The sequence below is a fragment of the Streptomyces corallincola genome (genome assembly GCF_019104725.1).
GTDB lineage: Bacteria > Actinomycetota > Actinomycetes > Streptomycetales > Streptomycetaceae > Streptomyces > Streptomyces corallincola.
Map to the genome: position 1 here is coordinate 59474 of NZ_JAHRXF010000003.1, position 23951 is coordinate 83424.

The 23951-nt window shown below is 73.3% G+C and carries 24 protein-coding genes; 18 read left to right on the forward strand and 6 right to left on the reverse strand.

Annotated elements, in window-relative coordinates; translation table 11 throughout:
- The first annotated feature begins 119 nt into the window (after nucleotides 1-119).
- Nucleotides 120-788: a trimeric intracellular cation channel family protein gene (locus tag KUM39_RS03265; RefSeq protein WP_217783819.1), complete on the forward strand. Its 669-nt coding sequence runs from the start codon at nucleotides 120-122 to the stop codon at nucleotides 786-788.
- On the opposite strand, the gene KUM39_RS03270 is transcribed toward KUM39_RS03265, so the two are convergent.
- Nucleotides 688-2037 carry an alpha/beta hydrolase gene (locus tag KUM39_RS03270; RefSeq protein WP_217783820.1) on the reverse strand — a complete coding sequence of 450 codons (1350 nt, stop codon included), beginning with the start codon at nucleotides 2035-2037 and terminating at the stop codon, nucleotides 688-690. The two genes, KUM39_RS03265 and KUM39_RS03270, sit on opposite strands and share 101 nt — an antisense overlap.
- Nucleotides 2038-2247: 210 nt before the next feature.
- Here KUM39_RS03270 and KUM39_RS03275 point away from each other — a divergent pair, with 210 nt between their 5' ends.
- Nucleotides 2248-3114, forward strand: coding sequence for a thioesterase family protein (locus tag KUM39_RS03275; RefSeq protein ID WP_217783821.1), 867 nt, complete (start codon nucleotides 2248-2250; stop codon nucleotides 3112-3114).
- A 49-nt stretch (nucleotides 3115-3163) separates the two neighbouring features.
- On the opposite strand, the gene KUM39_RS03280 is transcribed toward KUM39_RS03275, so the two are convergent.
- Nucleotides 3164-3796, reverse strand: a complete 633-nt coding sequence (locus KUM39_RS03280) for a TetR family transcriptional regulator (RefSeq protein ID WP_217783822.1) — start codon at nucleotides 3794-3796, stop codon at nucleotides 3164-3166.
- A 144-nt stretch (nucleotides 3797-3940) separates the two neighbouring features.
- Here KUM39_RS03280 and KUM39_RS03285 point away from each other — a divergent pair, with 144 nt between their 5' ends.
- The 3 genes from KUM39_RS03285 to KUM39_RS03295 all read left to right on the forward strand — a co-directional run bounded on the left by KUM39_RS03285 (nucleotide 3941) and on the right by KUM39_RS03295 (nucleotide 5731).
- Nucleotides 3941-4102 (forward strand): hypothetical protein, encoded by a 162-nt coding sequence (locus KUM39_RS03285; RefSeq protein ID WP_217783823.1) that lies wholly within the window; start codon nucleotides 3941-3943, stop codon nucleotides 4100-4102.
- A gap of 70 nt (nucleotides 4103-4172) precedes the next feature.
- Nucleotides 4173-4472 (forward strand): DUF4190 domain-containing protein, encoded by a 300-nt coding sequence (locus tag KUM39_RS03290; RefSeq protein WP_217783824.1) that lies wholly within the window; start codon nucleotides 4173-4175, stop codon nucleotides 4470-4472.
- An 89-nt stretch (nucleotides 4473-4561) separates the two neighbouring features.
- Complete coding sequence (locus KUM39_RS03295) at nucleotides 4562-5731, forward strand: cysteine desulfurase family protein (protein WP_217783825.1); 1170 nt, start codon at nucleotides 4562-4564, stop codon at nucleotides 5729-5731.
- Between the two features lie 16 nt (nucleotides 5732-5747).
- Here the strand turns inward: KUM39_RS03295 and KUM39_RS03300 are convergent, their stop codons facing one another.
- Nucleotides 5748-6413, reverse strand: coding sequence for an N-acetylmuramoyl-L-alanine amidase (locus tag KUM39_RS03300; RefSeq protein WP_217783826.1), 666 nt, complete (start codon nucleotides 6411-6413; stop codon nucleotides 5748-5750).
- A 59-nt stretch (nucleotides 6414-6472) separates the two neighbouring features.
- Here KUM39_RS03300 and mnmA point away from each other — a divergent pair, with 59 nt between their 5' ends.
- Nucleotides 6473-7603, forward strand: a complete 1131-nt coding sequence (mnmA, locus tag KUM39_RS03305; RefSeq protein WP_217783827.1) for a tRNA 2-thiouridine(34) synthase MnmA — start codon at nucleotides 6473-6475, stop codon at nucleotides 7601-7603.
- Between the two features lie 122 nt (nucleotides 7604-7725).
- Here mnmA and KUM39_RS03310 read toward each other — a convergent pair whose 3' ends face one another.
- Both KUM39_RS03310 and KUM39_RS03315 read right to left on the reverse strand, forming a co-directional pair.
- A complete protein-coding gene (locus tag KUM39_RS03310) occupies nucleotides 7726-8511 on the reverse strand; it encodes an alpha/beta fold hydrolase (RefSeq protein WP_217783828.1) in 786 nt (261 codons plus the stop codon).
- A 51-nt stretch (nucleotides 8512-8562) separates the two neighbouring features.
- Complete coding sequence (locus KUM39_RS03315) at nucleotides 8563-8886, reverse strand: DUF427 domain-containing protein (protein WP_217783829.1); 324 nt, start codon at nucleotides 8884-8886, stop codon at nucleotides 8563-8565.
- A 95-nt stretch (nucleotides 8887-8981) separates the two neighbouring features.
- Here KUM39_RS03315 and KUM39_RS03320 point away from each other — a divergent pair, with 95 nt between their 5' ends.
- The 11 genes from KUM39_RS03320 to KUM39_RS03370 all read left to right on the forward strand — a co-directional run bounded on the left by KUM39_RS03320 (nucleotide 8982) and on the right by KUM39_RS03370 (nucleotide 21413).
- Complete coding sequence (locus KUM39_RS03320; protein WP_217783830.1) at nucleotides 8982-9521, forward strand: LOG family protein; 540 nt, start codon at nucleotides 8982-8984, stop codon at nucleotides 9519-9521.
- Between the two features lie 28 nt (nucleotides 9522-9549).
- A complete protein-coding gene (locus KUM39_RS03325; protein ID WP_217784008.1) occupies nucleotides 9550-10227 on the forward strand; it encodes an SDR family oxidoreductase in 678 nt (225 codons plus the stop codon).
- Nucleotides 10228-10376: 149 nt separating this feature from the next.
- The gene (locus KUM39_RS03330; RefSeq protein ID WP_246619531.1) at nucleotides 10377-11333 is read left to right on the forward strand and encodes a methionine synthase; all 957 of its coding nucleotides are present in this window, start codon (nucleotides 10377-10379) and stop codon (nucleotides 11331-11333) included.
- Nucleotides 11334-11348: 15 nt separating this feature from the next.
- The gene (gene ligA / locus KUM39_RS03335) at nucleotides 11349-13544 is read left to right on the forward strand and encodes an NAD-dependent DNA ligase LigA (RefSeq protein WP_217783832.1); all 2196 of its coding nucleotides are present in this window, start codon (nucleotides 11349-11351) and stop codon (nucleotides 13542-13544) included.
- A 308-nt stretch (nucleotides 13545-13852) separates the two neighbouring features.
- A complete protein-coding gene (locus KUM39_RS03340) occupies nucleotides 13853-16078 on the forward strand; it encodes a putative bifunctional diguanylate cyclase/phosphodiesterase (RefSeq protein ID WP_217783833.1) in 2226 nt (741 codons plus the stop codon).
- Nucleotides 16079-16263: 185 nt separating this feature from the next.
- The gene (gene gatC, locus KUM39_RS03345; RefSeq protein WP_006130840.1) at nucleotides 16264-16560 is read left to right on the forward strand and encodes an Asp-tRNA(Asn)/Glu-tRNA(Gln) amidotransferase subunit GatC; all 297 of its coding nucleotides are present in this window, start codon (nucleotides 16264-16266) and stop codon (nucleotides 16558-16560) included.
- 6 nt (nucleotides 16561-16566) lie between these two features.
- Nucleotides 16567-18066: an Asp-tRNA(Asn)/Glu-tRNA(Gln) amidotransferase subunit GatA gene (gatA, locus tag KUM39_RS03350; protein WP_217783834.1), complete on the forward strand. Its 1500-nt coding sequence runs from the start codon at nucleotides 16567-16569 to the stop codon at nucleotides 18064-18066.
- Nucleotides 18063-18302, forward strand: coding sequence for a hypothetical protein (locus tag KUM39_RS03355; RefSeq protein ID WP_217783835.1), 240 nt, complete (start codon nucleotides 18063-18065; stop codon nucleotides 18300-18302). The genes gatA and KUM39_RS03355 overlap by 4 nt, the downstream gene beginning before the upstream one ends.
- 16 nt (nucleotides 18303-18318) lie before the next feature.
- Entirely contained in the window at nucleotides 18319-19833 is a 1515-nt protein-coding gene (gene gatB, locus KUM39_RS03360) for an Asp-tRNA(Asn)/Glu-tRNA(Gln) amidotransferase subunit GatB (protein ID WP_217783836.1), read from the forward strand.
- A gap of 207 nt (nucleotides 19834-20040) precedes the next feature.
- On the forward strand, nucleotides 20041-20619 hold the full coding sequence (locus KUM39_RS03365; RefSeq protein ID WP_217783837.1) for a GNAT family N-acetyltransferase: 579 nt from the start codon (nucleotides 20041-20043) through the stop codon (nucleotides 20617-20619).
- Between the two features lie 125 nt (nucleotides 20620-20744).
- Complete coding sequence (locus tag KUM39_RS03370) at nucleotides 20745-21413, forward strand: hypothetical protein (protein ID WP_217784009.1); 669 nt, start codon at nucleotides 20745-20747, stop codon at nucleotides 21411-21413.
- A 32-nt stretch (nucleotides 21414-21445) separates the two neighbouring features.
- Here KUM39_RS03370 and KUM39_RS03375 read toward each other — a convergent pair whose 3' ends face one another.
- Nucleotides 21446-22591, reverse strand: a complete 1146-nt coding sequence (locus KUM39_RS03375) for a PQQ-dependent sugar dehydrogenase (RefSeq protein ID WP_246619512.1) — start codon at nucleotides 22589-22591, stop codon at nucleotides 21446-21448.
- A 315-nt stretch (nucleotides 22592-22906) separates the two neighbouring features.
- Between KUM39_RS03375 and KUM39_RS03380 the strand changes: the two genes are divergently transcribed.
- Nucleotides 22907-23860, forward strand: coding sequence for a 2-hydroxyacid dehydrogenase (locus KUM39_RS03380; RefSeq protein WP_217783839.1), 954 nt, complete (start codon nucleotides 22907-22909; stop codon nucleotides 23858-23860).
- Nucleotides 23861-23951 lie beyond the last annotated feature (91 nt).

Here is a 23951-nt window from a genome sequence, read left to right on the forward strand (position 1 = left end):
CCGACCCGTCCTGTCCCCGGCCCGCCCTGTGTCGGGCCCATCCTGTGGCAAGCCCGTCCAACAGTACGGGCGGCCTGGCTTTATAAGGTTCGCGGGCTCTGACGGGTAAGAATGTCAGGGTGCAGCTCCAGCAACTCTTCAGTCCCTCCGTCCAGCACACGCTCGATGTGATCGGCATCTTCGTGTTCGCCATCTCCGGCGCGCTGCTGGCCGTCCGGAAGAACTTCGACGTGTTCGGCATCGCCGTACTCGCCGAGGTCACGGCGCTGGGCGGGGGGCTCTTCCGCGACCTGGTCATCGGGGCCGTGCCACCGGCCGCCTTCACCGACATGGGGTACTTCCTCACCCCGCTGCTCGCCGCCCTCCTGGTGATCTTCTGGCACCCGCACGTCGAGCGCATCCAGAACGGGGTGAACGTCTTCGACGCGGCGGGCCTCGGCCTGTTCTGCGTCACCGGCACCACCAAGGCGTACTCCTACGGCCTCAATCTCACCGCCTCCGCCGCCCTCGGCCTCGCCACGGCCGTGGGCGGTGGTGTGCTGCGCGACGTGCTCGCCAACGAGGTGCCCTCGCTGCTGCGCTGGGACCGCGACCTCTACGCGGTTCCGGCGATCGTCGGCGCCGCGCTGGTCGTCCTCTGCATCCGCTACGACGCGCTGACCCCGCTCACCAGCGGCGTCGCGGCCGTCACGGCGTTCGTGCTGCGACTGCTGGCGATGCGGTACCACTGGCGGGCACCACGGGCGTGGAACCGGCGTTCGACGGTGAGCGAGGAACCGACGCCGTGACGCGCCGCCCCGCCGGGACCGCGGGCACCCCGGCCCCGGCCGGGGGGTCGGGCGCCGGGTGCCCGGAGACGCCGCGGCCGATCACCCCGGTGCGCGCGGCGGCGCCCCGCGCGGCGGGTCCGACGTGCGTCTCGCCCATCACCTCGGTCAGCCAGCGGAACGAGGGGACCACCTGCGGGCGCCACAGCGCCATCGTGTGCCCGCCCGCGCTGCGCGGCAGATAGACCACGTGCACCGAGGTCGGCGCCTTCGCCTCGGCGGCCAGCGCCTCGGCCGACTCGTAGCCGTCGCCGGGCTCGCCGGAGATGTACAGCGCGATCCGGGGCGGCACGGGGTAGTGGCGGAGCAGAAGGTACGGGTTGTTCTCGGCGCGCAGCACCGGGTTGTGCGCGGCGAGCGAGGCGGACTCGGCCGCCGGGTCGTTGTAGCCGGACATGCTGATCGCGGCCCGGTACCGGTCGGGGTGGGCCACCGCGAGCTTCACCGCGCAGTGCGCACCGGCCGAGTACCCGGCGGTCGCCCAGCCGTCGGGGGCGGGCTGGGCGCGGAAGTTCTGCGTCACCATGCGCGGCACGTCCACGCTGAGCCAGCTGTCGGCGTTCACCTGGCCGGGGACGTTGGCGCAGCCGGTGTCGGCGTCGGGCAGCAGGCTGGTGCGCGGCGCGACCAGGATGAACGGCGCGATCTTCCCGCTCTCCATCTCGGGCAGCAGTTGCTGGTGCGCGTGCATCGCCCCGAACCAGGCCGTGGCGGAGCCGGGGTAGCCGGGCAGCACCTCGACCACCGGGAACCGGGTGTGCCGGTAGGCGGCCTCGTGGTACTGCGGCGGCAGCCACACGTACACCTCGGCGTCCACGCCGGACACCTGGCCCTTGAGCTGGGTGACCTCCACCCCGCCGGCCGCGCCCATCGTCGGCCCGGAGGCGGGCTCGAAGTGCTGCACCACACGGGGCAGCCGCTTCAGCGCTATGTCGCCGGTGCCGCTGGTGCCGAGGTTCGCGGCCTGCTGGACGTGGTCGCCGGTGCCGAGCAGGTCGGACCAGTTGGAGTAGAGGTTGTTCTGGTTGTTGACCATCACGAAGACCAGGGTGATGGCCGTGCACTGGGCGAACAGGAGCATCAGCACCCGGCCGCCGATCCTGACGGCCTTCGGCCCGCGCATCCGCGACCAGAGCACCAGCGGCAGCAGCAGCGCGACGACGGCCAGCGCGATCGACGTGTAGAGGAACGAGGTCCCGGTGAGGCTCATGTCCCCATAGAGGGGAATCGCGGGCCGGGGGTTTCGGACATCTGCGGACACTTACCTGGATATTGCCGGAACCTCACCCAGGGGGAGGCGTGCCGGTCCGGGGTGACGCGGGGTGGTCGGCCGGGTGGTAGGCCGGGTGGTCGGCCGGGCCGGGGTGTGCGCGGAAGGTACAAGCTACCGCTTAGTAACGTGCCGGGGTATCGTGCTGTCATGCCAGACGCAGCTTCCGCCCCCGGTGCCCGGGGCACGATCGGTGCCAGCGAGTTCGACCGCGACACGGCGGTCACCCGGCGTGCCGACGGGGTCTACGACATCGACCTCTCCGCGGGCTGGACCATTATCAGCGCCGTCAACGGCGGCTATCTGCTGGCCGTGCTCGGCCGGGCGCTCGCGGACGCGCTGCCCCACCCGGACCCGTTCACCGTCTCCGCGCACTACCTCACCGCCTCCCGCCCCGGCCCGGCCGTGGTGCGCACCGGGACGGTCCGCACCGGCCGCACCCTCTCCACCGGCCAGGCGTCGCTGTTCCAGTACGACGACGACGGCACCGAGGTCGAGCGCATCCGTGTCCTCGCCTCCTACGGCGACCTCGACGCCCTCCCCGACGACGTGCGGACGACCGCGAAGCCGCCGCTGATGCCCCCGCCGGAGAGCTGCGTCGGCACCGGCGATCCGGCCACCCCCAGTCCGGTGCCCGGCAGTTCGGCCATCACCGAGCGGCTCGATCTCAGGCTGGACCCGGCGACCCTCGGCTGGGCCCTCGGCAAGCCCTCCGGGAACGGCGAGATGCGGGCCTGGTTCGGGCTCGCGGACGGCCGCGACGCCGACCCGCTCTCGCTGCTGCTCGCGGTGGACGCCCTGCCGCCGACCGCCTTCGAGATCGGCATCATGGGCTGGGTGCCCACCGTCGAACTCACCGTGCACGTCCGCTGCCGCCCGGCCCCCGGCCCGCTCCGGGTCTCGATCACCACCCGGAACCTGGCGGGCGGCTTCCTGGAGGAGGACGCCGAGGTCTGGGACAGCGCGGACCGACTGGTGGCGCAGTCACGGCAGTTGGCCCGGGTGCGGCTGGGCTGACACGCGGGGCCGCGGGGGCGGGAGTCGGCCCGGCGGGCGCGGGGCGGGGTCAGTCCCGGTCCAGCCAGTGCCTGCGCCCCGCGCTGATCAGCAGCAGTTGCCGGGTGGCCAGACGGGCAGCCCGGCGCCGCTCCTCCTCGGGGGCGTCCAGCGTCTCCAGGAACAGGGACGCGGTGATCAGCATCTGGTCCACATAGAGGTGGGCCAGCATCAGCAGGTCGTCGTCGCTCCACCCCGCCGCCTGCGGGTCGGCGGCGAGCTCGGCGCGCACCTCCTCGGCGAACCGGGCCAGTTGGGCCTGGATGGCCTCCCGTACCGGCTGCACACCGCCGTGCCGCTCGCGGGCGACGAAGCGGACGTGCGCCGGGAACGCGGCCACGTGCCCGGCGATCAACTCCACGGCGCGGGCGATGCGTTCGGAGGTGTCACCGGCGGTGGACACCGTCGTGCTCACCATCGGGTGCAGGCTGCCGAGCGCCTCCTCGACCAGGGCCACCCCGAGGTCCGCGACGGACGGGAAGTGCCGGTAGAACGCGGTCGGGGCGACGCCCACCGCGCGGGTCACCTCGCGCAGTCCGAGGCTGCTCAGGCTCTGTTCCTCCAGCAGGGAGAGGGCGGCGTCCAGGAACGCCTGCCGGGTCTTCCGCTTCTGGGCCTGCCGGACGCCGAGGGTGTGACTCATGTCATCCAGTTAACAACTGTTCTCCGTAATTGGAAAGCCGGGCGGCGCGCTAGACTCGGAAATCAGTGAACAACTGTTACTACAACTGTTCACCCAGACGTCACGGGGACGCAACACCAGCCGTCCCGGAGGGGGCTCAACGCCATGCTGATCCTGGTCGCCGCACTGATGCTGCTCGGCGTCGTCCTGGGCACCGTCGCCCACGCGCCGCTGACCGTCACCGCCGCCGGAGCCGCCGTCGTCGCGCTCTGGCTCGCCGTCTTCGCCGTCCGCGAGCGCCACCGCCGCCGCTCCCAGGCCCGCTGACCCCCCGACCGGACCCGCGGACACCCCTGGTCCGCGCCCGCCGACACCCCATACCCCGGAGCTGAGCAGCATGCGTCTCACCGCACCCGCACCCACGTCCGCGTCCGGCGCCGACGTCCGGTCCGCCGGGCGCCCCCGGCAGAGTGACGCCGACGGCATGGCCGTGGCCTCCTTCATCCTGGGCCTCCTCGGTCTGCTGGTCCTCAACGTCGTCCTCGGCCCGATCGCCCTCGTGCTCGCCGCCGTCGCCCTCTGGCGGGGCACCACCCGCCGGGGCCGCGCCTTCCTCGGCCTGGTCCTCGGCGCCGCCGACCTGGCCGTCCTCGCGGTCACCATGCAGATGGCGCACACGGTGTCCTGGAGCCTGTGAGCACCCTCCCCGAGATCCCGGCGCCGGGGTCCGCGCCGGACGAGGCGGCAGCGAAGCGGCCACCGGACGCGCCGTAGAATCGGGGAATCATGGCTTACCTCGACCACGCCGCCACGACGCCGATGCTGCCCGAGGCGGCGGAGGCGCTGACCGCCCGACTGGGCGTCACCGGCAACGCGTCCTCCCTGCACGCCTCCGGCCGCCGGGCCCGCCGCACGGTCGAGGAGTCCCGCGAGAGCTTCGCCGAAGCGCTCGGCGCCCGCCCCAGCGAGGTCGTGTTCACCTCCGGCGGCACCGAGGCGGACAACCTCGCGGTCAAGGGGCTGTACTGGTCCCGCCGCGCCGCCGACCCCGCCCGCGTCCGGGTGCTGGCCAGCCCCGTCGAGCACCACGCCGTCCTCGACGCCGTGCACTGGCTCGGTGAGCACGAGGGCGCCACCGTCGAATACCTCCCCGTGGACGCCCACGGCCGCGTCCACCCCGAAGCGCTGCGCGAGGCGATCGCCCGCGCGCCCGAGGATGTCGCGCTGGCCACCGTGATGTGGGGCAACAACGAGATCGGCACGCTGATGCCGGTGCGTGAACTCGCCGACGTGGCCGCCGAGTTCGGCATCCCGCTGCACGCCGACGCGGTGCAGGCGCTCGGTCAGGTGCCGGTCGATTTCGCCGCCTCAGGGCTCGCCGCGATGACCGTCTCCGGGCACAAGGTCGGCGGCCCGTACGGCATCGGCGCGCTGCTGCTGGGCCGCGAGCACACCCCCGTACCCGTCCTGCACGGCGGCGGCCAGGAACGCCATGTGCGCTCCGGCACGCTGGACGTGCCCGCCATCGCCTCGTTCGCCGTGGCCGGGCGCATCGCCGCCGAACGGCGCGCCTGGTTCGCGGAGGAGATCGGCGCCCTGCGCGACGAACTCGTGGACGCCGTACGGGAAGCGGTGCCGGACGCGATCCTCGGCGGCGACCCCGCACCCGGCGGACGCCTGCCCGCCAACGCCCACTTCACCTTCCCCGGCTGCGAGGGCGACTCCCTGCTGCTCCTGCTGGACGCCCAGGGCATCGAGTGCTCCACCGGCTCCGCCTGCACCGCCGGGGTCGCCCAGCCCAGCCACGTCCTCCTCGCCACCGGCACCGACCCCGACCTCGCCCGCGGCACCCTCCGCTTCTCCCTCGGCCACACCTCCACCCGCTCCGACGTGGAAGCGGTCGCCAAGGCGATCGGCCCGGCGGTCGAGCGGGCCCGCGCGGCCGGGCTGGTCTGACACGGCACGGCGCCGCTCACGCGCGGGCGGCCCGCCGGACCAGCTCCAGATAGCGGTCCCAGTCCCAGTGCGGGCCGGGGTCGGTGTGGTCGGTGCCGGGCACCTCGACGTGCCCGATGATGTGCTCCCGGTCCACCGGGATGCCGTACCGGGCGCAGACGGTGGCCGTCAGACGGGCCGAGGAGGCGTACATCGCGGGCGTGAACGAGGACGCCCGCTCCACGAAGCCCACGTGCTCGATGCCCACGCTGCGTTCGTTGAAGGAACGGTTGCCCGCGTGGAACGCCACGTCCAGCTCGCGGACCAGCTGCGTGACCGCGCCCCCGGCGTCCACCACGTAGTGCGCGGCGGCGCCGTGCGCCGGGTCCTGGAACACCTTCACCGCCGACGCGTACCCGCCCTGCGTGACATGGACGACCACCCGGTCCACCCGGTAGTCGTCCGGGCGGTCCGCGCGGCGGTAGTTGGCCGGGGACGCGGCCACCCAGCGCGCGCCCCGGAAGTCCACCGCGCCCGCCACCCGGGGCCGCTCCACACCGGGCAGCCGCCACCACAGCCGCGCCAGCTCCCCGCGCGCCAGCACCGCCGAACCGGCGGCCGTGGCCAGCCCGCCGACCAGCAGCGCCCGCCGCCCGATCCGCCGGTCCCGGTCGCTCCCGGCACCACCCCGCACGTCCCCCATGTGATCGTCAACGCACGGCAGTCCACCCCGGTTCCCGCGGCCCGTACCCTGGAGGGGCTATGACTGAGACCCCGCCGCGCACCCGCCCCCTCCGCGTCCTCGCCGCCATGTCCGGCGGCGTGGACTCCGCCGTCGCCGCCGCCCGCGCGGCCGAAGCGGGCCACGACGTCACCGGGGTGCACCTCGCGCTCTCCGCCAACCCCCAGTCCTTCCGGACCGGCGCGCGCGGCTGCTGCACCATCGAGGACTCCCGCGACGCCCGCCGCGCCGCCGACGTCATCGGCATCCCCTTCTACGTCTGGGATCTCGCCGACCGCTTCCGCGAGGACGTGGTCGAGGACTTCGTCGCCGAGTACGAGGCCGGGCGCACCCCCAACCCGTGCCTGCGCTGCAACGAGAAGATCAAGTTCGCCGCGCTGCTCGACAAGGCCCTCGCCCTCGGCTTCGACGCCGTCTGCACCGGCCACTACGCCCGGGTCGTCACCGGCGCCGACGGCGACCGCGAACTGCACCGCGCCTCCGACATGGCCAAGGACCAGTCGTACGTCCTCGGTGTGCTGGACGACCGGCAGCTCGCGCACGCCCTGTTCCCGCTCGGGGACACCGTCACCACCAAGGACGAGATCCGCGCCGAGGCCGAGCGCCGGGGCCTCGCGGTCGCCAAGAAGCCCGACTCGCACGACATCTGCTTCATCGCCGACGGCGACACCCAGGGCTTCCTCGCCCGTCGGCTCGGCAGGGCCGAGGGCGACATCGTGGACGAGTCCGGCGCCAAGGTCGGCAGCCACGAGGGCGCGTACGGCTTCACCATCGGCCAGCGCAAGGGGCTGCGCATCGGCACGCCCGCCGCCGACGGCAAGCCGCGCTATGTCCTGGACATCTCCCCGGTCACCAACACCGTCACCGTCGGCCCCGCCGCCGCCCTCGACGTCACCGCGCTCACCGCGATCAGGCCCCGCTGGTGCGGCACCGCCCCCGAGGACCCCGGCACCTACACCGCCCAGCTCCGCGCCCACGGCGACGAGACCCCGGTACGCGCCGAGCTGGTGGAGGGCGAACTCCGCGTCACCTTCACCGAGCCGGTACGCGGCGTCGCCCCCGGCCAGGCGGTCGTCCTCTACGACGGCACCCGCGTCGTCGGCTCGGCCACCATCGCGTCCACGGTGCGGGCGGAGTCGGCGGCGGTGTGACTCCGCGGGTTCGGGACTCCGGGGGTCCGGGACTCCGGGGGTTCAGGACTCCGGGGGTTCAGGACTCCGGGGGTCCGGGACTTCGCGGTTCACGTTTCCGTGGGTTACAGGGCTCCTCGGGCTCAGGCGCCGCCGGTGAAGTCCGCCAGCACCGGGGCCACCACGTCCGGCTCCACCATGTGCGTCTGGTCGGGCAGTTCGCGGTACGTCCCGTCCGGCACCGCCTCCGCGACCGCCCGGCCCGCCGCGCGCAGCCAGTCGGGGCTGGCCCCGCCCGTCAGCGCCAGCACCGGTACCGGGACGGCGGCCAGCACCTCGCGCGGCAGCAGGCCCCCCGCCAGCACCGCGTCGTCGTAGGCCAGGCTCGGCGCGACCGCCTCCATCCCGGCCCACATCGGGGACTGCCGGGCGCGGTCGATCATCTCCTCCGCGAGCCCGGTCAGCCGCAGGAACAGGGCCACCGCGTCCCCGCCGCGGCCCGCGCCGAGCGCCGCTGACAGCTCCGTGCCGTACCGCGCCATCCGTTCGGCGCCGCCGTCCAGGAAGTCCGCGTACGGCGGCTCGTACACCGCGACCGAGCGCACCGGAACTCCGGCCGCCGCCGCGCGCAGTGCCAGCGCGCCGCCCGAGGACACCCCGAACAGCGCCGCGTCGCCGCCCACCGCCGCGACCAGCGCGGCCAGGTCCTCGATCTCGCGCTCCACGGCGTACGGCGCGGTGTCACCGCTGGCGCCCCGGCCCCGGCGGTCGTACACCACGGCCGTACAGCGGTCCGCGAGCCGCGCGGCCAGCGGCGCCGTCGTACCACCGGTGGACATGGCGCCGCTCACCAGGATCACGGTCGGACCCCGGCCGGTCACGTCGTAGGCGAGCGGGGTGCCGTCGGGGGAAGTCGTCGTGCTGTCCATACGGGGCAGACTGCCGCAGGGGGCGGGACTCATCGGCGCGACACGGCGCGGTCAGAGCACCTCGGTGTCGTAGAAGCAGACGTGGTCCCGGATGGCGGCCACGTCCGGTATCGGGTCCGGGTAGGCCCAAGCCAGGTCCGGGGCGCCGGGGCGGGACCAGTAGGACGCGGTGCCCTTGAACGGGCAGACGGTGTGCGTGTCGGAGGGGGTCAGCAGGTCGAACCGTACGTCCTCGGGCGGCAGGTAGTAACGGTCCTGGCAGCCCGTCTCGCGCAGGACGAGGGGGCGGTCCGAGCGCGCCAGCTCCTGCCCGTCGCGTACGACGCGCACCGGGCGGTCGGCGGCCTCCACCGTGATCGTGTGTCCTCGTGTCATACCGGTGACAGCGCTCGCGGGGCCGCGCGTCTTCCCGCGTACGACGGTCTTCGCCCGCGTACGGCGGTCTTCGCGCCCCGCGTACGGTGGTCGGCATGAACATCTGCGTCTTCCTCTCCTCCGCCGACCTCGACGAGCGGTACACGCGCCCCGCGCGGGTGTTCGCGGAACTGCTCGGAGAGCGCGGCCACACCCTGGTCTGGGGCGGCTCGGACACCGGGCTGATGAAGGTCGTGGCCGACGGGGTGCACGAGAAGGGCGGACGGCTGGTCGGTGTCTCCGTCGAGTTCCTCGCCCACAAGACGCGGCCCGGCGTGGACGACATGGTGATCGCCGCCGACCTGGCCGAACGCAAGCGGCTGCTGCTGGAGAAGGCCGACGCCGTCGTCGTCCTGGTCGGCGGTACGGGCACGCTGGACGAGGCCACCGAGATCCTGGAGCTGAAGAAGCACGGGCGGACCGAGATGCCCGTGGTGCTGCTCAACTCCGCCGGGTTCTACGACGGTCTGGAGACCCAGTTCCGCCGCATGGACGCCGAGGGCTTCCTGCCCCGTCCCCTGTCCGAGCTGGTGTTCTTCGCCGCCGAGCCGGAGGACGCGCTGTCCTACCTGGAGGAGTCCCGCCACAGCCGGTGATGCGAGCATGGCCGTCATGACTACTCATGTGATCACCGGGGCCGGTTCCGGCATCGGCGCGGCCGTCGCCCGGCGGCTGCACGCGCGCGGGGACGACCTCGTGCTGCACGCGCGGGACGCGGGGCGGGCGAAGGAACTCGCCGCCGAGTTCCCCGGTGCGCGCACGCTCGTCGGCGACCTGGCCGACCCCGAGCGGCTCTCCTGGGCGCTGTCCCACCAGACCGTGCCGGACCGTATCGACAGCCTGCTGCACATCGCGGGCGTCGTGGACCTCGGGGAGGTGGGGGAGCTGAGCGCCAAGTCCTGGCGCCACCAGATCGCCGTCAACCTCCTCGCCCCCGCCGAGCTGACCCGGCTGCTCCTGCCGTCCCTGCGGGCCGCCCGCGGGCACGTCCTCTTCGCCAACTCCGGCGCCGGGCTCACCGCCCACGCCAACTGGTCGGCGTACAGCGCCTCCAAGCACGGCCTCAAGGCCCTCGCGGACTCGCTGCGGCTGGAGGAGCACGGGAACGGGGTACGGGTCACCAGCGTCTACCCCGGCCGCACCGCCAGCCGCATGCAGGCCCAGATCCACCAGCAGGAGGGACGTGAGTACGACCCCGCCGCGTGGATGTCCGCGGAGTCCGTGGCCACGACGATCCTGACGTCCCTGGACCTCCCCCGCGACGCCGAGATCCACGACCTCTCCGTCCGCCCCGGCAAGTAACCCACCCCACCGCCCCTGGCATGGGCCCCGCCCCCGCACCCCGGCCTGGGCCGGAGCCCCTGGGGTGCCGGGGGCTGTGCGGAGCGCATACTTTCCGGGTGAGTCAGCGCAGCGAGCAGCAGTTGGGTGGGGCCACCGGGGTCGGGTCGATGCCCGGGGTGGACGTCCGGGAGGCCGTCAGGACCGTCACCGGGGTTTTCGAGGACTTCGTGCATGTGCCGGAGCTGCCCGCCAGGGGCCCCGGCGCGGACATGGTCGGGCGTACCGCCGGGATGCTGGTGGAGATGTACGCGCGGGTGGAGCCCAGCGGATGGCGGCTGGGGGACCGGCCGGGGCGGGACACCAGGCGGGCCCACGCGTGGCTGGGGGAGGACCTGGACGCGCTGGAGGAGTACACGCAGGGGTACACCGGGGACCTGAAGGTCCAGGCGGTCGGGGTGTGGACGCTGGCCGCCGCGCTGGAGCTGCGCAACGGGGAGGCCGTGCTGTCCGATCCGGGCGCCTGCCGGGACCTCGCCGCCTCGCTCGCGGAAGGGCTGCGGCTGCATCTGGCCGAGGTGCGGCGACGGGTGCCCGGCGCCCGCGTCGTCCTCCAGCTCGACGAACCCTCGCTGACCTCCGTGCTGCGCGGGCGCATTCGCACCGCCAGCGGCTACCGCACGCACCGCGCGCCGGACCGCCAGGTCGTGGAGTCCGCGCTGCGCGACCTGATCGCGGTCACCGACGGCGGACCCGCCGTCGTGCACTCCTGCGCGCCCGACGTGCCGTTCGCGCTGCTGCGGCGGGCCGGTGCGGCAGCCGTCTCCTTCGACGCCTCGCTGCTCACCGAACGTGACGACGATGTGATCGGGGAGGCCGTGGAGGCGGGCACCGGGCTGATCGCCGGTGTCGTACCGGGCACGGACGGCCCGTTGTCGGACCCTGCCGGTAGCGTCATGGGTGTCAGGACGCTGTGGCGCAGGCTGGGGCTGCGACCTGGGCTGCTCGCGGAAGCGGTCACGGTCGCCCCGGCGTGCGGTCTCGCGGGTGCCTCCCCGGAGTACGCCCGCCGGGCGCTCACCCACTGCGTCCGGGCGGCGAGATCCCTCGCGGACAACCCTGAGTAACGGGAGGACCAGACGGTGGCCGGCGACAAGCAGGCGGAGACGACGGCGGTGCCCGCCGAAGCACGCGACCAGCACGCCCAGCTCGCGGAGCAGATCGAGGAACACCGCTTCCGCTACTACGTGAAGGACGCCCCGGTCGTCAGCGACGCCGAGTTCGACCGGCTGCTGAAGGACCTGGAGGCACTGGAGCGGTCGTACCCGGAGCTGCGCACCCCCGACTCGCCCACCCAGAAGGTCGCCGGGTCGTACGAGACGGAGTTCACGGCCGTCGAGCACCGCGAGCGGATGCTGTCGCTGGACAACACGTTCAACGACGAGGAGATGGCCGCCTGGACGGACCGCATCGCCCGCGAACTCGGCGACCAGACCTACCACTTCCTGTGCGAGCTGAAGGTGGATGGCCTCGCCGTCAACCTGACGTACGAACACGGAAGGCTGACCCGCGCGGCGACCCGCGGCGACGGCCGCACCGGCGAGGACATCACGCCCAACGTCCGCACCATCGCGGAGATCCCGGACCGGCTGCACGGCGACACCGTCCCCGACGTGGTGGAGATCCGCGGCGAGGTCTACTTTCCGATGGAGAAGTTCCTCGAACTGAACGAACGCCTGGTCGCCGCCGGGGACAAGCCGTTCGCCAACCCCCGCAACGCGGCGGCCGGTTCACTGCGCCAGAAGGACCCGCGCGTCACCGCCTCCCGCCCGCTGCACATGGTGGTGCACGGCATCGGCGCCCTCCAGGGGTACACGGGCATGACCCGCCTCTCCCAGGCGTACGAACTCCTGCACGGCTGGGGCCTGCCCACCTCCCGGCACAACAAGGTGGTCAACAGCCTCGACGGCATCCGGGAGTTCATCGCGTACTACGGCGAGAACCGGCACTCGGTGGAGTTCGAGATCGACGGCGTCGTCGTCAAGCTCGACGAACTCCGCCTCCAGGGGCGGCTGGGCTCCACCGCCCGCGCCCCCCGCTGGGCCATCGCGTACAAATACGCGCCGGAGGAGGTCAACACCACGCTCCTCGACATCAAGGTCGGCGTCGGCCGCACCGGCCGCGTCACCCCGTACGCCCAGGTCGAACCGGTGACCGTGGCGGGCAGCGAGGTCGAGTTCGCCACCCTGCACAACCAGGAGGTCGTCAAGGCCAAGGGCGTGCTCATCGGGGACACCGTGGTGCTGCGCAAGGCCGGTGACGTCATCCCGGAGATCCTCGGCCCCGTCGCCGACCTGCGGGACGGCAGCGAGCGGGAGTTCGTGATGCCCGCCGAGTGCCCCGAGTGCGGCACCCCGCTGCGCGCCATGAAGGAGGGCGACATCGACCTCCGCTGCCCCAACGCCCGTTCCTGCCCGGCCCAGTTGCGCGAACGCCTCGCCTACCTCGCGGGCCGCGAGGCGCTGGACATCGAGCACTTCGGGCAGGTCGCCGCCGCCGCCCTCACCCGCCCCCTGGAGCCCGCCGACCCGCCTCTGGTGGACGAGGGCGACCTGTTCGACCTGACGGTGGAGAAACTCCTCCCCATCAGGGCGTACGTCCTCGACCCCGACAGCGGGCTGCCCAAGCGCGACCCGAAGACCGGCGAGGAGAAGATCGCCACCGTCTTCGCCAACCAGAAGGGCGAGCCGAAGAAGAACACCCTCGCCCTGCTGGAGTTCATCGAGGCCGCCAAGCAGCGCCCGCTCGCCCGGTTCCTCAACGGCCTCTCCATCCGGCACGTCGGACCGGTCGCCGCGCAGGCGCTCGCCCGTGAGTTCCGCTCCCTGGACCGCATCGAGGCCGCCGGTGAGGAGGAGCTGGCCGCGACCGAGGGCGTCGGCCCGATCATCGCCGCCGCCCTCAAGGAGTGGTTCGCGGAGGACTGGCACCGCGAGATCGTCCGCAAGTGGAAGGCGGCCGGAGTCCCGCTGGAGGACGAGGCGTCCGGCGAGGACGAGGGCCCGCGCCCGCTGGAGGGCCTGACCGTCGTCGTCACCGGCACCCTGGAGAACTTCACCCGCGACGGCGCCAAGGACGCCCTCCAGAGCAGGGGCGCCAAGGTGACCGGTTCCGTCTCCAAGAAGACGTCCTTCGTGGTCGTCGGCGACAACCCCGGCTCCAAGTACGACAAGGCCATGCAGGTGAAGGTCCCGGTGCTCGACGAGGACGGTTTCTCCGTGCTGTTGGAGCAGGGCGCCGAGGCCGCGGCGGAAGTCGCCCTTCCGGTCGAGGAGTAGGCGGGGCGCGGCGGCCCGTACGGCAGAGGGGACGGCCGCGCTTCCGACCGGTGAGTAGCGGTTGAAGGCGACCCGTTCGGCGCATACCAGATGCATACGGGTGGCCCGGTCGTATTCGGGCAACCATCGACGACCGCTGCCCCAGGAAGCCTTCGGCGGCCTACTGTTGGCACCGGCGCCTGCCGTGTACCGCACGGCCGACGCGACCTCGTCCGCCGGGACGGGGGAGGCCGCCACACGCGGCCGGTGATGGTTGTCCGGCATCGGGCCGCGTGGCGTGGGCACCGCCGGCTGTGAGAGGGACGGGAATGAAACCGACCGAGAGCGCCGTTCCGGACGCACACCCGCGCCGCCGTACCAGCGCCTGGCGAGCCGCCCGCCGGACCGCCGGGGCCGTCGCCCGCTCCGGCCACCGCACCCGCGCCTCCGGCCCCCGGGCCGCCGACCCGCACCCCCCGATACCCCTGGCCCTCGCCCCGGCGCCGCCCGGCCCCGAACCCCGGCGCCGACTGCCCTGGCCGCCGCTGCCCTCCGCCGTGGTCGCCGTCGCCGCGCTCGCCCTCGCCGCCGGGTTCTACGCCGCCCGCTCCCACGACCACGCCCTGTTCCCGGACGGCACCCTCGGCTGGTCCCTCGCCCTGCTCGCCGGGATCGTCGTCGGTCACCTCGTGATGCTCGGCCGCGCCCGCTGGTGGGGCGGCACCGGCTCCGGCGCCGCCCTCACCCTCGCCGTCCTCCTCCTCTACGGCTGGATACCGGCGGGCCTGGTCAGCCTCACCGTCGTCGTCCTGGTCGGCGCCGCCCGGCGGCAGCGCTGGCGGCAGGGCGTCCTGCACGGCGCGGTGGACATCCTCGGCATCGGCGCCGGGGCGCTGGTGCTGGCCGCCTTCGGCCGCGTACCCAGCGTCGAACACCCCTGGCGGCCCGACGCCTGGAGCCTCGCCACCGTCCCCGAGGTCGTCCTCGTCACCGCCGCCTACCTCGCCGCCGGACGCGGACTGCTCTGGTACCTGCACGCTCCGCGCGGCGGCGGACTGCCCACCGCCGTCCGCCAGGCCCTGTTCAGACAGGGCCTGGTCGCCGTCGCCCTGCTCGGCATCGCCCCCCTGGTGTGTGTCGTCGCCGACGGCAGGCCCGTCCTGCTCCCGCTGTTCGCCGTCCCGCTGATCGCCCTCGACTCCACGCTGTGGATGGCCCGCGCCCGCGCCGAGGAACAGCTCCGCGACCCGCTCACCGGACTGCCCAACCGGCAGTGGCTGCTGGAGCGGATCTGGACCGCCCTCGACGACGCCGAACGCATCGGCGCCCGCTCCGCCCTCATGCTCATCGACCTCGACCGGTTCCGGTCGGTCAACGACACCCTCGGCCATCTCGCGGGCGACCGGCTGCTCCTCCAGATCGCGGACCGGCTGCGGCTCGCCCTGCCGCGCGGCGCCGAGGCCGCCCGGCTCGGCGGCGACGAGTTCGCCGTACTGCTGCCCGTCGCGGACTCCATCACCTCCGCCACCCGCGTCGCCCGCGGCCTCGTCGCCGCCCTCGGCTCCCCGCTCGACCTCGACGGCCTCACCCTCGTCCTGGAGGCCAGCGCCGGGGTCGCCGTCTCGCCCGAGCACGCGATGGACGCCGAAGGGCTGCTCCGCCGCGCCGACGTGGCGATGTACCAGGCCAAGCGCGACCGCACCGGCGTCGAGGTCTACGAGTCCAAGCGGGACTCCAACACCCCCGACCGGCTCGGCCTGCTGGGCGACCTGCGGCGCGCCCTGGACGCCCACGAAGTGCAGCTCCACTACCAGCCCAAGGTGCGCTTCGACGGTCAGGTGGCCGGACTGGAGGCACTGGTGCGCTGGGTGCATCCCGAGCGCGGCAAGGTCCCGCCGGACGAGTTCATCGCCATCGCGGAGACCTCCGGGCTGATGCCGCACCTCACCGAGTACGTCCTGGAGACCGCGCTCGGCCAGGTCGCCCGCTGGCGCGCGCAGGGCCTGCACGTCCCCGTCGCCGTCAACGTCTCCCCGCGCGACGTGCACACCCCCGGCTTCGCCGGGTCCGTCGCCGCCCGCCTCGCCCGGCACGGTGTCCCGGCGGGCGCGCTCCAGCTGGAGATCACCGAACACGTCCTGCTGGAGGACCCCCAGCGCGCCGCCGACACCCTGGCCGCGCTCACCGGGCACGGCGTGAAGATGTCCCTGGACGACTTCGGCACCGGCTACTCCTCCCTCGTCCACCTGCGGCGGCTACCGGTCAGCGAACTCAAGATCGACCGCTCCTTCGTGGCCCGGCTCGCCGTGGACGCCCAGGACGCCGAGATCGTCCGCTGCACCCTCGACCTCGCCCACTCCCTCGGCCTCCTCGTCGTCGCCGAGGGCGTCGAGGACGACGAGACCTGGGAGCGCCTGCGGGACCTCGGCTGCGACGCCGTCCAGGGCTGGCTCGTCGCCGCCGCCATGCCCCCCGAGGAGACCACCGCCTGGCTCCGCGCCCGGGGCACCAGGGGCTGGCAGCGCCCCCGCGCGGCCCTCCCGGCGGGGGAGTAGCGCCCCCGCCCCGGCCCCCGGTCCGCGCCCTGTGGCGAACCCCCGTACGCCCCTCCGGCCACCCCCGGCGCACGTACCCCCGCGGGCCCGTGCGCCCGTCCCCCGGCAAACCCCTGCGCGGGCACCCCGCGGTGACCCATAGGATTGGGCCAAACCACACACACTCACCCCCAGAGGATCGCTGCATGCCTGGCATCACGCGCGAGGAGGTCGCCCACCTCGCCCGGCTGGCGCGTCTGGAGCTGAAGCCCGAAGAACTCGACCACTTCGCCGGCCAGCTCGACGACATCATCGGCGCGGTCGCCCGCGTCAGCGAGGTCGCCGACCAAGACGTACCGCCGACCTCCCACCCGCTGCCGCTGACCAACGTCATGCGCGCGGACGAGGTCCGTCCCTCGCTCACCCCCGAGCAGGCGCTCTCCGGCGCCCCGGCCCAGGAGCAGCAGCGTTTCAAGGTGCCGCAGATCCTGGGTGAGGAGTAGAAAGCAATGACGGACAGCACCATCATCAGGCTCACGGCCGCCGAGACCGCCGGGAGGATCGCCGCGGGCGAACTGACCGCCGTCGAGGTCACCGAGGCCCACCTCGCCCGTATCGAGGCCGTGGACGAGAAGGTCCACGCCTTCCTGCACGTGGACCGCGAGGGCGCTCTCGCCCAGGCCCGCGCCGTGGACGAGAAGCGGGCGCGCGGCGAGAAGCTCGGCCCGCTGGCCGGTGTCCCGCTCGCCCTGAAGGACATCTTCACCACCCGGGGCGTGCCGACCACCGTCGGCTCCAAGATCCTGGAGGGCTGGATTCCGCCGTACGACGCGACGCTCACCAAGCGCCTCAAGGACGCCGACGTCGTCATCCTCGGCAAGACCAACATGGACGAGTTCGCGATGGGCTCCTCCACCGAGAACAGCGCCTACGGCCCCACCGGCAACCCCTGGGACCTCACCCGCATCCCCGGCGGCTCCGGCGGCGGCTCCTCCGCCGCGCTCGCCTCGTACCAGGCCCCGCTGGCCATCGGCACCGACACCGGCGGCTCCATCCGCCAGCCGGCCGCCGTCACCGGCACCGTCGGTGTGAAGCCGACCTACGGCTCGGTCTCGCGCTACGGCATGGTCGCCTTCTCGTCCTCCCTGGACCAGGGCGGCCCCTGCGCCCGCACGGTGCTCGACGCGGCCCTGCTGCACGAGGTCATCGCCGGGCACGACCCGATGGACTCCACCTCCATCGACGCCCCCGTCCCGCCGGTCGTCGAGGCCGCGCGCAACGGCAGCGTCGCCGGGATGCGGGTCGGCGTGGTCAAGCAGTTCCGCGGCGAGGGCTACCAGGCCGGTGTCGTCCAGCGCTTCGACGAGTCCGTCGAACTGCTCAAGGAACTCGGCGCCGAGATCGTCGAGCTGGACTGCCCGTCCTTCGACCTCGCCCTGTCGGCGTACTACCTGATCGCGCCCTCCGAGTGCTCCTCCAACCTCGCCCGCTTCGACGGCCTGCGCTACGGCCGCCGTACCGGTGACGACGGCACGCACTCCGCCGAGGAGGTCACCTCGCTCACCCGCGAGGCCGGCTTCGGCGACGAGGTCAAGCGCCGCATCATGCTCGGCACCTACGCCCTGTCCAGCGGCTACTACGACGCCTACTACGGCTCGGCGCAGAAGGTCCGCACGCTGATCACGCGGGACTTCGAGAAGGCGTTCGAGCAGGTGGACGTGATCGTCTCTCCGACGACCCCGACCACCGCGTTCCCGATCGGCGAGCGCGCCGACGACCCGATGGCCATGTACCTGGCCGACCTGTGCACCATCCCCACCAACCTGGCGGGCAACGCGGCCATGTCGCTGCCCTGCGGTCTCGCCCCGGAGGACAACCTCCCGGTCGGGCTGCAGATCATCGCCCCCGCGCTGCGGGACGACCGGCTGTACAAGGTCGGTGCCGCCGTCGAGGCCGCCTTCGTGGAAAAGTGGGGCCACCCGCTGCTGGAGGAGGCTCCGTCGCTGTGAGCGCACTGAACAAGGCCAAGGGCTTCAAGAAGTCGAAGTCGGGCACGTACCTGTCCATCGCCGGGACCGCGTTCAGCGCGCTCGGCGTGGCCAAGCAGATCAAGAAGGCGCGGGCCGAGCAGGACACCCTGCGGCTGCTCGACGCCACCGTGTCCGCCGTCGCCATCGTCACCGGCCTCGCCCTCCTCTACCGCGAGCTGAAGCGGCTGGGCGACGACGACGTCCTGCTGGGCTGAGAGGGAAGTTTTCACCGTGACCACCACGACCGAACTGGTGTCGTACGAGGACGCGCTGGCGTCGTACGACCCCGTCATGGGCCTTGAGGTCCATGTCGAACTCGGCACCAGGACGAAGATGTTCTGCGGCTGCTCGACCGAGCTGGGCGCCGAGCCCAACGCGCAGACCTGCCCCGTCTGCCTCGGCATGCCCGGCGCGCTGCCGGTCGTCAACGCGACCGGCGTCGAGTCCGCGATCCGCATCGGCCTCGCGCTGAACTGCTCCATCGCCGAATGGTGCCGCTTCGCCCGGAAGAACTACTTCTATCCGGACATGCCGAAGAACTTCCAGACCTCCCAGTACGACGAGCCGATCGCCTTCGACGGCTACCTCGACGTGCAGCTGGAGGACGGGGAGACCTTCCGGGTGCAGATCGAGCGCGCCCACATGGAGGAGGACACCGGCAAGTCCACGCACGTCGGCGGCGCCACCGGCCGTATCCACGGCGCCTCGCACTCGCTGCTGGACTACAACCGGGCCGGTATCCCGCTGATCGAGATCGTCACCCGGCCCATCGAGGGCGCCGGCGAGCGGGCCCCCGAGGTCGCGCGGGCCTACGTCCGCGAGCTGCGCGAGGTCATCCGGGCGCTCGGTGTCTCCGACGCCCGCATGGAGATGGGCCAGATGCGCTGCGACGTCAACCTGTCGCTGCGCCCGAACGGCACCGAGAAGTTCGGCACCCGTTCGGAGACGAAGAACGTCAACTCGCTGCGCTCGGTGGAGCGTGCCGCGCGCTTCGAGATCATGCGGCACGCGGCCGTGCTCTCCTCCGGCGGCACCATCGTCCAGGAGACCCGCCACTTCCACGAGGACACCGGGTCCACGACCTCGGGCCGCGTGAAGGAGGAGGCCGAGGACTACCGGTACTTCCCGGAGCCCGACCTCGTCCCCGTGGCGCCGTCGCGCGAGTGGGTCGAGGAGATCCGCGCCGCGCTGCCGGAGATGCCGCTGGCCCGCCGCACCCGCCTGCTGGCGGACTGGGGCATCTCGGCCACCGACATGCAGTCGATCCTGAACGCCGGTGCGCTGGACCCGATCGTCGCCACCATCGACGCCGGTGCCGACGCGGCCTCCGCCCGCAAGTGGTGGATGGGCGAGCTGGCCCGCAGCGCCAACGAGTCCGGGAAGTCGCTGGACGAGCTGGCCATCACCCCGGCCCAGGTGGCGCGGGTGACGGAGCTGGTCACCAAGGGCGACCTGAACGACAAGCTGGCCCGCCAGGTCATCGAGGGCGTTCTCGCGGGCGAGGGCACCCCGGACGAGGTCGTGGACAAGCGCGGTCTGAAGGTCGTCTCCGACGACTCCGCGCTCGGCACGGCCGTGGACGAGGCCATCGCCGCCAACCCCGGTGTCGCGGACAAGATCCGCGGCGGCAAGGTCGCCGCCGCCGGTGCCCTGGTCGGCGCGGTCATGAAGGCCACCCGCGGCCAGGCCGACGCCGCCCGCGTCAAGGAGCTGATCCTCGACCGCCTCGGCGTCACCGAGGGCTGACCCGCCCGGCACCACCAGCACCCCGAGGCCCCGGCGGCCGTACACCCGTACACCGCCGGGGCCTTCGCCGTACCCGTGCCCGCGCCGTACCCGTGCCTGGGCGTACCGGGCCGGGGTGGCGCCCGTCGGCGGACGTGAAAGGCTCGGGGGTACGGACCACCGGGGCCGTCGGCCGCCGGGCGTCGGCGGAGGTACGGGAGGAGCGCCGTGTACGCGGTATCGCTGGGCGACGACGGGGCCGAACTGCGTCCCCTGGAGGTGTGGCACGCGGCCGAGCTGCTCGCCGACATCGACCGGGGACGGGAGTTCATCGGCCGCCACGTCGGCCTGCCCGACGTGGTGACCGACCTGGACAGCGCCCGCGCCTATCTGCGGTCCTACGCCGAGAAGCGCGCCGCCGACACCGGCAGCCTGCACGGCCTGTGGTCCGGCGGGCGGCTCGTCGGCGGACTGCTGTTCCGGGTGTGGGACACCCCGTCCGGTGTCTGCGAGGCGGGCTGCTGGCTGGAGCCGGACGCGACCGGCCGGGGCCTGGTCACGCGGGGTCTGCGGGTCCTGCTCGACTGGGCGTTCACCGAGCGCGGCATGCACCGGGTGGAGTGGCACGCCTCCTCCGCCAACGGGCCCAGCCTCGCCACCGCCCGCCGCCTCGGCATGACCCGCGAGGGTGTCCTCCGAGAGAACTACCCGCACCGGGGCGTGCGGACCAGTACCGAGATCTGGTCGGTGCTGGCACCCGAGTGGCGCACCGGAGGCGCGGACCCCGCGCATCCCGACGATCATTGAGCGAACTCTCATACGGCGTCCGTACGGTGCCCCGCATGGCATCGAAAGCAGCGAACATCACCCACGACGACGCCGGGACAGCGGGGGAGCAGGACACGGTGGCGACGGGAGAGGAAGGCATCACCATGACGGCCGAGAAGGACGAAGCGGCGACGGGCGGGACCGAGCCCACGACGACGGGAGGGGAGGGCATCGGAAGCACCGCCCCCGCCGGAGGCACCGCCCCCGCCGGAGGCACCGCCCCCGCCGGAAGCACCGCCCCCGCCGGAAGCACGGCGACCGGCGGCACCGGCGGTACGGGCACCCCCGCCGACGGCGTCACCGACCACGGGGACCACGTCGAGGACGGGGAGTTCACCGAGGACGGCGACGGCCCGCACGGCACGGACGGCCGGACACCGGGGGTCGGCCAGGGCGCCGCCGCCGTCGTCTCCGCCGCGCTCGGCCTGGTCTCGCTCACCGGCGGCTGGATCGGCACGGTCGCCGCCGCCCGCCAGACCCTGATCGGCCAGCTCCGCACCTCCTCGTCGGCGGACGTCGCCACCCAGATCAAGGAGGTCTACGGCAACGCCTGGCACGCCACCGCCCTCTGCGCGGGCGCGTTCGCGCTGGCCGCGCTGATCGTCGGCGCCGTCGTCCTGGTCCGGCCCGCGTTCGGCACCCCCGGCCGCGTCCTCCAGGCGCCCTGGATCAAGTCGGTCGCCTGGGCGGGCGTCGTGCTCGGCGTCGTGGGACTGCTGCTGGCGGTCCTCAAGTACTCCGACGCGCTGCTCGGGTTGCCGACGGCGGGCTGACAAGGCCGCCGCCCCGGCCGGTGTGGGTGCGGTCAGCGCACCCGCACCTCCAGCACCCGGTCGTCGCCCCGCTTCGGCGTGCCCCGGCCGTCGGTGTTGCTGGTGACCAGCCACAGCCGGTCACCGCCCGCCGCCACGACCGTACGCAGCCGCCCGTACTCACCCTTCAGGAACGCCTGGGGTTCGGCCGCCGCCGAGGTGCCCTTCAGCGGGACGCGCCACAGCCGCTCGCCCTTGAGCCCGGCCATCCACACGACCCCGCCGACGTAGGCGATGCCGCTCGGGGAGACGTCGTCGGTGTGCCACTGGGCGATCGGGTTCACGAAGCGGGAGTTCCCCGCCTTCCCCTCCGCGTCCGGCCAGCCGTAGTCACCGCCCGGCCGGACCGCGTTCAGCTCGTCCCAGGTGTCCTGCCCGAACTCCGAGGCGAACAGACGCTGCCGGGAGTCCCAGGCCAGCCCCTGCACATTGCGGTGCCCGTACGAGTAGACGGGCGAGCGCGGGAACGGGTTGCCCGGCGCAGGGTCGCCCTCCGGGGTGAGCCGCAGGATCTTGCCGCCCAGCGAGTCCCGGTCCTGTGCCAGGCCCCGCTGTCCGCTCTCGCCGGTTCCCGCGTACAGCATCCCGTCCGGCCCGAACGCGATCCGGCCCCCGTTGTGGACGAACCCCTTGGGGATGCCCTTGAACACCGTGTCGGGAGCGCCCAGTTGCTCCCCGGGCGGCTTCTCCTCGGCGTAGCGCATCCGTACGATCCGGTTGTCCGACGCCGAGGTGAAGTACGCGTACACCATGTGGTCGTCGGCGTACTCCGGTGACAGCGCGATGCCCAGCAGGCCGCCCTCCCCGTTCGCCGCCACCCCGGACACCGAGCCGACCTCCGTCGTCGCCCCGCTCTTCGCATCGACCCGGCTCAGCGTCCCGTCGTCCCGCGAGGACACCAGCAGATCCCCGCCGGGCAGCACCGCGAGCCCCCACGGCGTCTTCAGTCCCTCGGCGACGGTACGCACCACGGTGGCCGACCCCTCGGCGGGCGCCGCACTCTCCCCGGGGGCGCGCACGGAAGCGGTGACCGTGGGAGAGGGGGAGACCCCGGCCTCCCCTCCGGAGGAGCACCCCGCCAGAGCGACCAGCGCGGTGACGGCCACCGAAGCAGTCACTGAACGTCCCCGCACACCCATGCTCCCTCCACCTCACCTCCCACCCACGTACCCCGATCCGCCCCCGGCCACAGCGATCCGGGCCGAGTTTCCCGAACCCGCGCGTTCCCTCCCGAGGGCGGAAGCCGGGGCGCGCGCCGGAGCTCCGCCCCGCGCGTTCGTCCACGGCGCACACGCCCGGCGCATACACCTTCCCGGCGTGCGCCCGCGTCCGTCGGCTCCCTCTCCGGGCGGCCCCCGCGCCGACCGTCCCGCGCTCCGCCCGCCCGCGCGCCTCCCCCTCCGGAGTTCCGGCCGGCCCCTCCACACGACGGGCCGCTGACATAGCCTCCTGCCATGAGCACTGACGTATGGCTTCCCATCCCGCCGCAGGAGATCGAGGGGCTGCCCGCCGGACCCCGCTACCTCTTCTGGGACGGCGGTGACAGCGGTGACCAGGATTTCCCCGGCGACCCCGCCGACTGCGCGATGTACGTGGTGCCGTATCTGAAGCGGCAGCCCGTCAAGGTCCGCCCGCTGGAGCACCTCAGGCGCGTCCAGGTCGTGCAGACGCTCTCCGCCGGGGTGGACGACATCACCGCCCGCCTCGACTCGATCGTCCCCGGCGTACGGCTCTGCAACGCGCGCGGTGTGCACGAGGCGAGCACCGCCGAACTCGCGCTGACCCTCACTCTGGCCAGCCTGCGCGGCCTCCCCGGCTTCGTGCGCGCCCAGGACGCCGAGCACTGGCAGAGCGGTTTCCACCCGTCCCTCGCCGACCGGACCGTCCTGATCGTCGGCTACGGCTCGATCGGCGCCGCGATCGAGGACCGGCTCGTGGGCTTTGAGGTCGCGCGGGTCGAGCGCGTCGCGCGCTCCGGGCGCACCACCGAGCGCGGACCGGTGCACCCGCTCACCGAACTGCCCACCCTGCTCCCGCACGCCGATGTCGTGATCCTCTCCACGCCCCTGACGGACTCCACCCGCGGCCTGGTGGACGCCGACTTCTTGGCCCTGATGAAGGACGGGGCGCTGCTGGTGAACGTGGCACGCGGCCCGGTCGTGGACACCAAGGCGCTGCTGGCGGAGACGCAGAGCGGACGGATCTCCGCCGCCCTGGACGTCACCGACCCCGAACCCCTGCCGCCGGGGCACCCGTTGTGGACGACCCCCGGTGTGCTGATCACCCCGCACGTCGGCGGTCCCACGTCCGCGTTCCTGCCCCGCGCGAAGCGGCTCCTCGTGGACCAGTTGCACCGTTTCGTGAACCACGAGCCGCTCCGCAACGTGGTCCTGACCACCGGGGCGTAACCCGCTTCCGGCACCCTCCGCAACCCTCCGGATGCGGCCCGTACCCGCATATGCCCAGGTCGTCACGGAGCGTAGAGAAGCTATGTCCCTG